Raw genomic sequence first — 9,979 nt, 5'->3', positions numbered from 1 at the left:
GTGCTCGCGATCCACGATGCCGGCGACAGCCTGCTGGAACTCCTCAACGACATCCTGGATTTCTCCAAGCTCGAATCGGGCCAGTTGTCGCTGGAGGAGATCGCATTCTCGGCGGAAGCGCTCGTCAACAACACGCTGAGCATCATCGGCCCGCGCGCCTCGGCCAAGAACCTGACGATGCGCAGCGTACCCGACGCGACGCTCCCTGCCGCCCTGATCGGTGACGCCGGACGCATCCGCCAGGTGCTGCTCAACCTCGTCTCAAACGCCGTCAAGTTCACCTCGGCCGGCGAAGTCGCGATCTCGGCACGCTGCGTCTGGCGCGACGAGCACCAGGCAACCATCGAATGGTCCGTCGCCGACAGCGGAATGGGAATCGCCCAGGACAGGATCGGCTCGCTGTTCGCCGATTTCGTCCAGGCCGACAACTCGATCAGCCGCCGCTTCGGCGGCAGCGGGCTCGGACTTGCGATCTGCAAGCGCCTTGTCGAGCAGATGGGGGGCGGCATCAAGGTGACATCGAAGCTGGGCGAGGGCTCGACGTTCAGCTTCCGCCTGACACTGCCTGTCGCTGAGGCCGTCGTGCAACCCGAGCAGAACGAGGAGACCGTCTACGCCAAGCTCGCAAACCACATCAAGACGTTCGGACGGCCCCTGCGGGTGCTGGTGGTCGACGACAATCCGACCAACCGCCTGGTCGCCACCAAGTTGCTGAAGGATTTCGACGTCCAGACCGACACCGCCTGCGACGGTGCCGAAGCGATCACGGCGGCCAATCGCTTCAACTACGATCTGATCCTGATGGACGTGCGGATGCCGGAAATGGACGGCTTCCAGGCGACGCGCATCATTCGCGCGCGCCACGAGAGGCTGTCGACGATGCCGATCATCGCTTTCACCGCCAATGCGTTTCCCGAGGATGTCAAGGCCTGCCTCGACGCAGGCATGAACGATTTCGTCGTCAAGCCGGCGCGCAAGAAGGCGGTGGTCGAAGCCATCCTGCGCGTGCTGCCGGCGCCCGCCAATGCCGGCAAGGGTCTGCCGAACCCGCCGGCGCCGCCGCTGGCGGCGGTGTCGCCTGCTGCCGAGGACGAAGAACCGGCGTTCGAGCCGTCGACATTCGGCGAACTGGCCAACGAGATCGGCGAGCAGGCCGCATCCGAGATCCGGACGGTGTTCATCGGCGAAACCGACACACGCCTGACGCTGCTGCGCCAGCTCTCCATGGAAGCGGACCGCACGAAAATCCAGCGGGAGGCGCATTCGTTGAAGAGTGCCGCAGGGACGTTCGGCTACCGCCGGCTGTCGGGATTGGCATATCGGCTGGAGCAGGGCGCCATCCGGATGAGCGAGAGCGATTACCGCGAGCTGCTCGACGGCATCGATGCCGCCTATCTCGCCGCACGCGAGCAGGACGTCCGGGAGCTGCACCGTTAGTCAGAGCTCCGGCTCGAAGGTTCGCACGGTAACCTGTCGCGAGATGAGTTCGGCAAGCGCCGACGGCGCTGCCGTACTTCTACGGCGTTCGATTTTCACACACGGCTAAGGTTGAACGACGATAGTTGCGGAAAGCACAGGAGAGCTTCATGTTTACCTTCGAAACCGCCGACCAGAAGGAAGTCCGGCGTTTCCGCATCGCGCAGTTCAACGGCCGGACCGCGACCGTCAAGTCCGGCGATTCCACGATCACGGGCCTCGTTCGATCGGTCCAGGAAAAAGAATCCAGCATTCCGCCGCGCTGGATGATCACCATCATTCCAAGCCCGCCGAAGACCAAGCCCATTGCCCTGCGGCCGACGCCCCGGGTTCGTCCATTCGCGGAAGACTACTACTGAGCGCCGTCTGCGCTCGCTTGCTCCCATGATGCGATCGCTGGCTGGCGCCGACGTCCAGGCCGACTGGACGCTCGCGCAATCTCGCCTGCGGCGAACTCGTTGAGAGAGGCCGCCGATCGTCGCGGGAGCGTCAAGGCTGCCTTCACGGAACTTCACCTCGACGCGCGACTTGCGGTTGGCCGCGGCTCATGCTGGCTAAGTCGGCCGGAGACCTGGCTTCGGGCGCCTCTCCGCAGGGCGGATGACGTGGACTAACTAACCCTGCGGATTGAGCAACGCTGCACGCACCAGATCGGCGGTATTGCGCGCGCCGAGTTTTCGCATCGCCTCGGCACGGTGGCTTTCGAAGGTGCGCGGGCTGATCTGCATTCGCAACGCGCCTTCCTTGTTCGAGCATCCCTCGCTGATCAAATTGAGAACCTCGCGCTCGCGCCTGGTCAGCCGCCGTTGGCCACTCTCCGACGACGGCACGACGCGCATGGCCCGACGGGAAGGCCGTTCGTCCGATCCGGCCGCAACGGGCGCCGCCGGCCTGCCGTTCGCGCCACCGAGCTGCTTGACGAGGTCGCACACCCGCTCGGTTTGCTCGAGCGCACACTCGACCACCTTCTGCAGATAGTCGCGCTCCTGAGGCGTCTGCGCGAACTGATGACTGTGATGCTTGAGCTCGCCGATATACAGCAGCAACGCGGTGAGCGGTCCGTTGAGCTGGTGCACGATCGTAACGCCCGAATCGTCCGTCATGCGGCGTTGCGCGGTCGAGGCGCGCGCCATTTCAGCCCCGGCGCTCGCATTGTCCTGATCGAGGTTCGAACAATTCAAATCCGCAATCCCGTTGCTTTGCTGCCCCATGTCCGGCATTTAACGGACACGAAGCTGTCTGCTGGTTAATGTTTTGCACCGTAGGACTACGGGAGATTCGACCGGTTTGCCGAAAATGACTGTGATCTACAGCCCTAGATTGCAACAAAGTCAATCTTCTCTCGCAGTGGTTGAGAAGGATTACCCGGTCCCTCTACTCCTATCTGGAAATCCGTCCGGGCCGCATTGCCGGCGATCCTGCAGCCGCCGCTGTTCTTAATCTGCCGCGAACCGTTTCATGGTTCCTTGAGCGGTGGTTCCCTGCTGAATCAGGAGCCGTTTGCTCCAGGACAGATCGCGGAAGAACCAGTCTCAATGGCGCAGGTCGATCGGATAGGGGAATTTCTGCAGCGCCTGTCGCCGCTGACGCGCAGTTGTCTCCTCACCGAACTCGAACGGCTGGAGCTCGGCGGCGTCGACATGCCGGGCTCCACGGAAATCCAGGCCAGGCTGCGGGCGGAGTTCCGCAAGGACGGCTCGACCCAGAACCGTACCCAATCGCCGTCGCGCTACTTCTTCACGCCGCTGGAGCCATTTCTTTTCGACGGTGCGCCAACGCACACCAGTTGCGGCCGGCTTCCACGCGGCTCGCTCGCGCCGATCTGGGAATGGATCTGCCGCGATTTGTTGCCGACCATGGCGCGCGACTTCAACGCGCAGATGAAGGACCTGATCGCGGCCGACAAGCACAAGGAGGCGACGCAGGCGGCGTCCATCTTCCAGACCAAGGTCGAGAAATATCTCGAGAGCACGATCGGCTCCGCCGAGACCGCGGGGCAGACACGTCTCAGGCTCGCAACCTACACCGCCGCGCCATCGGCCTTCGACGACCTGGTGAAGATGCAGTGCGTGCTGCGCTCACGCGAGGCCCTCGCCAAGTTCAGCAACGTGCTGCCCAAGCGGATCGTCAGGTTCGACGATCAGCTGGCGCAGAAGGTCTCCGAGCGTCTGGACAAACTGCGCAAGAACGACCCGGATGCGGTGCCGTTCGCCATCACCCTGGTCGCAAACCTGCTGAAGCCGCCGTGGCAGATCATGCGCTTGGCCACCAAGGCGTCGTCCAGCAAGAATGCGGCCGATGTCGCCGTCACGCCCTATGCGGTCTCGGTCTCGATGGTGCTCGACCGGCTGGAGGACCGGCGGGCGGCGTTGCGCGTCGCGCTCAAGCACAACCGCGTGGTGGTGGCGAAGGCGCTCGTGAGCGACATCTACGACACCGAATATGCGCTGCGGGTGCGTATCAATCGGCTGGATGAATCCGAATGGGGCGCGCGGTTGCACGCGCTGATGGAATCGATCTCGACCCTGATCGAGGACGAGATCAAGCGCTTTCCCGACGATGTCGGTCATGTCCTGGGATCGCGCCGGCTGCGCGGCTACAACTCGCTGTCCGGAAAGCTGACCTATCTCGCATGGCGGACGCGCGACGCCATCAGCGACGGCGCCTCCTTCTGCAGGAAGCTCATCACCGCCGCTTGAGATCGCCGCGCCCGGCGGCCGGCTGCACGTCGAGGAAGGTCGCCAGGAAGCGGCCCGAAATCACGAACCTGAACCACCAATAAGCCATCCGCCGCGTCGACATGGTTTCAGCCTTTGCTCCTCGAGGAGCCCATCCAGCGCTTCGATAGCGCTTGTCACGCCAGTGGTGTGTGACCCGCTTCACATTGAGCGGAGCAGAGACGGCCGGCGGCGAATGCCCCTTACCGATGTCGCAGACGCCGTCTACGCTCCCTTGCCTGCGAGCAGGCGCGCAACGAAGGGTGACGGCGATGGGACGCGTGAAACGGCTGCTGACGACCTCGGCGATTCTGGGTTCAATGATCATCTTCAACTCCGACATCGGGGCGCAGACGGCGCCGAGCGACGCTGCGACACCGACGCCCGACAACGCGGTGATGATCACGGTGTTCTTGAAGCATGATCAGTCGCGGCCGCTCGGCGAGCTCAACGCGCAGCTCGAGCGGCAGGGCTTCTACAAGGCGTTTCCGCCGCCGGGTGTCGAGGTCGTGAGCTGGTACGTGATGATGGGCGTCGGACAAGTGGTGACGCTGCGCCTGCCCGCATCGCGGCTGCGCGAGGTCAACCGCATCTTCGAGACGGCGGCGTGGGGCGCCTATCACACCGAGTTCTATCCGACCTACGACTACAAGCCGATCGGCATCGCCAACCATGAGAGGGCGCAGTAGCGCGGCTTTCGTTCCTGGGTTGGTTCCGGCGCACGGTGCAATCTCGCCTTGAACGAATGCGGGACGCGCCGCCGCAGCGGAATACCCGCGCGCATCAGCCAAGATCATCCGGCGGCTCTCATTAGTGCTGGCCTCGCATTTGAACTCGTAGCAAGATCGGCTTCGTCGAAGGCAGTTGATTACCGCGGAAGCAACCATGAATTTCGAGCCTGCAAACATCGTCGATTGCAACTTGCCGACGTTGCAGGACAGCGCACCGCGGAACGTTCGTTGTGTGAGTAGTTGTATGAGTAGGAGTAGTGATGCGTTGCGTCGCGAGAGTTCTCTTCTTTATGCTGGGTGCATTCATTCTGGCTAGTTCGAGCGTCGCGCAGCCGCGCGCCGCCCAAAACAATTCCTCGTCGCTCGGCCCGAACGAAACCGACATCCGAAACCGGACCAATGCCTGGACCGTCGGCCTGGCCGGCGGCCTGCTCGAAGGCGCTCCGATCCATTTCGCGACCGAGATCGCCCGCGTGGTCAATGACGGCAGCGACATGCACGTGCTTCCGGTGGTGACGCGCGGCCCCACCGAGAACGTCAACGACCTCCTGTATCTCCGCGGCATCGATGCGGCGATCATCAACAGCGACTCACTCGAGGAATACAAGTCGCAGGTGCCGCAGATCCAGAAGCGCATCACTTATGTCCTGAGCCTGTTCCCCTCCGAGTTGCACGTCTTCGTGCGGCCGGAGATCCACACGCTGGCCGAGCTCGCGGGCAAGAAGGTCAACTTCAACACGCAAGGCACCGCCGCCGCCTATTCCGGTCCGCTGATCTTCAGCCGGCTCGGCATCGACGTCGACAAGACGTTCATTCCGCACCCCGTGGCGCTCGAGCAGATGAAGCGCGGCGAGATCGCCGCGGTGGTGTTCGTGACCTCGAAGCCGGTCGACGCCTTCGCCAAGGGCAAATGGGACGACGGCTTCAAGTTTCTGCCCGTCGAATTCGGCCCGAAATTCGAGGACTATTATCTCGCCTCCGCCCTGAGTTCCGCCGACTATCCCAACCTGATCAGGAACGGCGAGCGCGTGTCCACGATTGCCGTGCCGACCATCCTCGCCGCCTTCAACTGGCCGGAGGGCTCGCCACGCTATCGCCGCGTTGCCCGGCTAATCGACGAGTTGTTCAGCCGGGTCGACAAGCTGAAGGCTCCAGGCTTCGACCCGAAGTGGAAGGACGTCAATCTCACCACCCAAGTGCCCGGCCTGGAACGCTTCCCGGCGGCGCAGGCCTGGCTCGATCGAAAAGCCAACAACAAGCAAAGCGCCCTGCCATGAAATCCATCCCGCTCGCCGCTCTCGTGCTGCTCGTCGCCGGCGGCGCGGGACATGCCCAATCCGCCGGGGAAGCCGTCAAGGGGCTGGACGCCTGCGTCGAGGCGGCCCGGCTCGCGGAAGAGAGCTGCTCCAAGACGACCGATCCGACGCAACGGCTCATCTGCGTCAAGAAGGCCAGCTCCGAGCAGCTCGATTGCCTGGAGCGGGCGCTGACCGCGGCACCGGCTGGCCCGGCGGCGGAGAACGGGGCCGCGCCAGGGCCTGCGGCGACCACCGCCGCCATATCGCCGGCGGGCAAGGACAGCCCGGTCAAGAACAACACCGCCAACGCCACGCCTCCGAACGACAACCCCGCACCGGCAATCTCGGCGACCGCGAGCGACGCCCCCGCGCCGGCGCAGCAGGAGACCACCAAGGCCGAGGCCGTGGCCAAGCAGGACGCTACGCCGGTCAGCAGCACGGCATCCGTCGAACCGCCCGCCACAAGCAGCCCGGCCGACAAGGCGCCGGCACCCGATACGCCAACGGTTGCTGTGGCGCAGCCAACCGTCGCGGTCGCTGCCCCGCAACCCGCCCCTGCGGCGGCCCCGCCGCCACAGCCAGTGGCTGCGCCACAGCCCGCAGCGGCGACGTTGCAGGCCGATCCCCCCGTGAGCGACGAGAGGCCCATGATCGCCGCCGCGCCGGAAAGCGCGGAGCAGGCGGCGAAGGTGACGGCCGCGGACGAAGCGCCCAAGACGGACGCGCCCAAGACCGAAGCAACCAAGACCGAAGCCCCAAAGACCGAGACGACCAAGACCGAGTCGGCCAGGACCGAACCATCGAAGACCGACGCGCCCAAGATTGACGCGCCCAAGACCGAGGTGAGCAAGACCGAGCCGGCCAAGACGGTCGTCGCCGCGCCGGCCAAGCCGGCGGAGCAGGCCTGGGTCGTGAGCGAGATCTCCTCGCCGATCGACTACAGCCCGCTGCTGACGGCCACGATCCGTCCCACCCCCGCGGCGCCGGACGGCCCGGGCAGCCTGACGATCCGCTGCCACGGCGGCCACACCGCGCTTTCGGTCCGCGCGAGCGGGGCCTGGACGGCACCGCGCGACGGGCTCGCGGTCTCGACCCAGGTCGACGACCAGCCCGTCATGGCGCAGAAGTGGAAGCTGTCGGCCGACGCCAGGACCGCGACCTCCACCGATCTCGCCGGCGACTTCCTGAAGTCGCTGCCCGATGGCGGCCAGCTCAAGATCAGCGTCACCGACCGCGATGGCGGCCATCATGATGCGACCTTCGTGCTGTCCGGCCTCGACGCCGTGCGCACCCGGCTCGACAAGGCCTGCGGCGAGCAGGCGATGGCGAAGGCATCGACGGAAAACGACGCCAAGGATTCACATCGCTCCCACCGCGGGCGCTATTACGCCTACCGTCATCACGGCCGGAGGTAGCTCCAGCCCTTTTCCTGCAGCTCCATCAGCCGCACCACACCCGACGGCACCACCACGGCCTCCGACATGATCTCGATCGGATGGCCCTCCTTCTTCTCCATGCCCTCCTTGGTGTTGCCGCAGGCGGAGAGCTGCACCTTGCTCGGGAAGGCCATGTCCTTCAGCCGCTTGAGGCGGTCCTGCACCGGCGAGGTGTCGGCGCGCAGCATGTTGAGCCCGGGCCCATAGGTGACGACGTCGATGTCCACCTCCTCGCCCTTGGCGCGATAATATTCGATGACGTTGGTGACGTTGTTGAGCGCGAGATTCATCACCGCGGGATCGTTCTGATCGACCTGCACCACCAGACGATGCGGCTGTTTGACGGCTTCCTTGGTCAGGGCCGGCGAGGCGGCGGAAAGCGCGAGGCAGGCTGAAACGGCGGTCCAACAAAACCAGATACGCATTACACACTCCTTGAAATCACCGAGACGGCGGGGAGCATTGAGGAAAACGGCAGGCCCGTCAACGAAGCGCCGCCCGCGAGGTTAGCCGCCAAGCATAAAATCGGCGCGACAATTGGTCCGAAGGTATGAGCGTATGACGGGCGGCATGTCATTCCGGCATGGTTTCCGATGCGCGCCATCGTCAGGCGATGCGGTCCGCTGGGTGTGTGCATCGTCTCACTTCCGCAGGCTCGCCCAGACGCCGATGAGAATCAGCGCGCCGCCCAAGTCCTGGATCAGGGTCGGCGGCTCGCCGAGGATCACGAACGACAGGATTGCGCTCGCCACCGGCCCGACATAGAGCGCGAGCGACGCCCGCACCGAGCCGAAGCGTGCGGCGAGCACCGCGAAACCGACATAGGCGAGCACGCCGGGCACGAGGCCCGCGAAGACATAGGCCGCTGCGGCCTTGGCGCTGAACACCTGCGCGGGACTGTCCCACGTCTCGATCGCCGCCAGCGGCAAGGACCACAACGCGCCGGCTGCGGCGAACAGGCTGACGCGGGCCAGCGCCGATGCGCGCGGCGCCGCGCGGATCTGCAACAGCGTGTAGCCGGACCAGCCGAGCATCGCGAGCAGCGCCAGCCGGTCGCCCGATGTGCCCTCGAGGTCGAACAGCACGCGCGGATTGCCGCCCGAGATGATCAGCAGCGCGCCCGCGAGCGCGAGCGCCATGCCGAGGAGTTGCAGCGGCCCGATCCGCTCGAGGCCGAACAGGCGCGAGACGACCAGCACCGTGATCGGCGACAGCGCCATGATCAGCGCAATGTGGATCGCGGTGGTGGAGACGCCCGCCGCATAGACCGGGCCGCCGCACAGAAACATGCCGCAGAAGCCGGCGGCGAGAATGAGCCACCAATTCTGTCGCAGCGGAATCCGCTGCTGGCGGCTCTCGGCCAAGGCAAAGGGCGCCAGCGCGAGCGCGATGATCGACCAGCGGACGAAGGCGAGCGCGAACGGCGGCACCGATCCGGCGAGCCAGCGCGCCAGGATCGGGTTGGAGGCCTGGGCGGTCGCGACCAGGATGAAGCCGAGCAGCGCGACCGCGCCGGCCACGCCTTGCATGGAACGCGGCGTGCCGTCAGCCTTGGTGATGTCGCCGGCCGATGGGGTCATGGGAAGAAACTCGCTGATCGCGGCTGTCGGGGACTCGCTTCTTGCCGCCACGTCGCGGCCGGTCAAGCGCGCGGGCGCGCACCATCGCATTCCCGCGGCGCATGGCGCCCGGGGTTTTGCTCGGAATTGCTGTCCCTCGGAAGAAGAGGGCGCAGGGAAGACCGGGTACCCGCCGTACCCATGGCCCGCCTGCAACAAGAAACGCAGGCGGCAGTCACCACAGGTACGAACCGGAGCAACCGGCCTTCCCTGCGCAATGGTTTTAACGGCTTATGCCGCGCTCTCCCCGGGGAACGGGCTGTCTTGCCCCCGTCACCCCTGTGATGCGGAGCATCACAAAGAGCTTGACGCCAGCGTCGCGGCGCCAGGACCACGCGTCTTCGCCGTCCGCGTCATGCCGCTCGTCTCGCAGCACGGCCACGTCCATCGCATCCCGCCTCCCACGTCCGTGACGACCGCGAAGCGCCCCTCTGATGAAGGCGGGACGGGGGATATATGGCACCATTTCGGAAAAATAGCAAGAGGGGAATTTGGGCGGAGAGGACCAGCGGGGCTAAATAATTGAATTAATTTGATAATTTATTTTCGGTTAAAGCGAACTCACTAAGAAACGAGCCGGAGCAACCCTGGTGCAAATTCGAAGCGTGCCCAATTTCGATCTGGCGGCACATCCAGCCTCCATATATATCTCAGATTGTGCAAGCTTTGATCGTCTTGTACGCACGAAATCACGGAGCAAAG

At 64.9% G+C, this 9,979-nt stretch carries 9 protein-coding genes; 6 read left to right on the top strand and 3 right to left on the bottom strand.

What is annotated here, in order from left to right:
• Positions 1–1,437: hybrid sensor histidine kinase/response regulator (locus JOY90_RS17815; protein WP_291692433.1), on the top strand; the 1,437-nt coding region annotated here is incomplete at its 5' end.
• Between the two features lie 149 nt (positions 1,438–1,586).
• On the top strand, positions 1,587–1,835 hold the full coding sequence (locus tag JOY90_RS17810) for a hypothetical protein (protein ID WP_291692432.1): 249 nt from the start codon (positions 1,587–1,589) through the stop codon (positions 1,833–1,835).
• 255 nt (positions 1,836–2,090) lie between these two features.
• Here the strand turns inward: JOY90_RS17810 and JOY90_RS17805 are convergent, their stop codons facing one another.
• The gene (locus tag JOY90_RS17805; protein WP_291692431.1) at positions 2,091–2,657 is read right to left on the bottom strand and encodes a LuxR C-terminal-related transcriptional regulator; all 567 of its coding nucleotides are present in this window, start codon (positions 2,655–2,657) and stop codon (positions 2,091–2,093) included.
• 354 nt (positions 2,658–3,011) lie between these two features.
• On the opposite strand from JOY90_RS17805, the gene JOY90_RS17800 reads away from it, so the two are divergent.
• The 4 genes from JOY90_RS17800 to JOY90_RS17785 all read left to right on the top strand — a co-directional run bounded on the left by JOY90_RS17800 (position 3,012) and on the right by JOY90_RS17785 (position 7,637).
• A complete protein-coding gene (locus JOY90_RS17800) occupies positions 3,012–4,175 on the top strand; it encodes a hypothetical protein (protein WP_291692430.1) in 1,164 nt (387 codons plus the stop codon).
• Between the two features lie 290 nt (positions 4,176–4,465).
• Complete coding sequence (locus JOY90_RS17795; RefSeq protein WP_291692429.1) at positions 4,466–4,882, top strand: hypothetical protein; 417 nt, start codon at positions 4,466–4,468, stop codon at positions 4,880–4,882.
• A 332-nt stretch (positions 4,883–5,214) separates the two neighbouring features.
• A complete protein-coding gene (locus tag JOY90_RS17790; protein ID WP_291692428.1) occupies positions 5,215–6,201 on the top strand; it encodes a TAXI family TRAP transporter solute-binding subunit in 987 nt (328 codons plus the stop codon).
• On the top strand, positions 6,198–7,637 hold the full coding sequence (locus JOY90_RS17785) for a hypothetical protein (RefSeq protein ID WP_291692427.1): 1,440 nt from the start codon (positions 6,198–6,200) through the stop codon (positions 7,635–7,637). Before JOY90_RS17790 ends, JOY90_RS17785 begins: the two co-directional genes overlap by 4 nt.
• Here JOY90_RS17785 and JOY90_RS17780 read toward each other — a convergent pair.
• Positions 7,622–8,083 carry a DsrE family protein gene (locus JOY90_RS17780; protein WP_291692426.1) on the bottom strand — a complete coding sequence of 154 codons (462 nt, stop codon included), beginning with the start codon at positions 8,081–8,083 and terminating at the stop codon, positions 7,622–7,624. The genes JOY90_RS17785 and JOY90_RS17780 overlap by 16 nt on opposite strands.
• Before the next feature lie 216 nt (positions 8,084–8,299).
• Positions 8,300–9,238: a DMT family transporter gene (locus JOY90_RS17775; RefSeq protein ID WP_291692425.1), complete on the bottom strand. Its 939-nt coding sequence runs from the start codon at positions 9,236–9,238 to the stop codon at positions 8,300–8,302.
• Positions 9,239–9,979: the final 741 nt, after the last annotated feature.

It is taken from the genome of Bradyrhizobium sp., assembly GCF_019242285.1.
In the GTDB taxonomy this organism is placed as follows: domain Bacteria; phylum Pseudomonadota; class Alphaproteobacteria; order Rhizobiales; family Xanthobacteraceae; genus Bradyrhizobium.
This window is presented reverse-complemented; position numbering and strand designations above follow the sequence as displayed.

Bases quoted from the DNA above. Each gene is read 5' to 3' on its own strand.
- JOY90_RS17800 (WP_291692430.1), top strand. From the start codon at position 3,012: ATGGCGCAGGTCGATCGGATAGGGGAATTTCTGCAGCGCCTGTCGCCG.
- JOY90_RS17795 (WP_291692429.1), top strand. From the start codon at position 4,466: ATGGGACGCGTGAAACGGCTGCTGACGACCTCGGCGATTCTGGGTTCA.
- JOY90_RS17790 (WP_291692428.1), top strand. From the start codon at position 5,215: ATGCTGGGTGCATTCATTCTGGCTAGTTCGAGCGTCGCGCAGCCGCGC.
- JOY90_RS17785 (WP_291692427.1), top strand. From the start codon at position 6,198: ATGAAATCCATCCCGCTCGCCGCTCTCGTGCTGCTCGTCGCCGGCGGC.
- JOY90_RS17810 (WP_291692432.1), top strand. From the start codon at position 1,587: ATGTTTACCTTCGAAACCGCCGACCAGAAGGAAGTCCGGCGTTTCCGC.
- JOY90_RS17780 (WP_291692426.1), bottom strand. From the start codon at position 8,083: ATGCGTATCTGGTTTTGTTGGACCGCCGTTTCAGCCTGCCTCGCGCTT.
- JOY90_RS17775 (WP_291692425.1), bottom strand. From the start codon at position 9,238: ATGACCCCATCGGCCGGCGACATCACCAAGGCTGACGGCACGCCGCGT.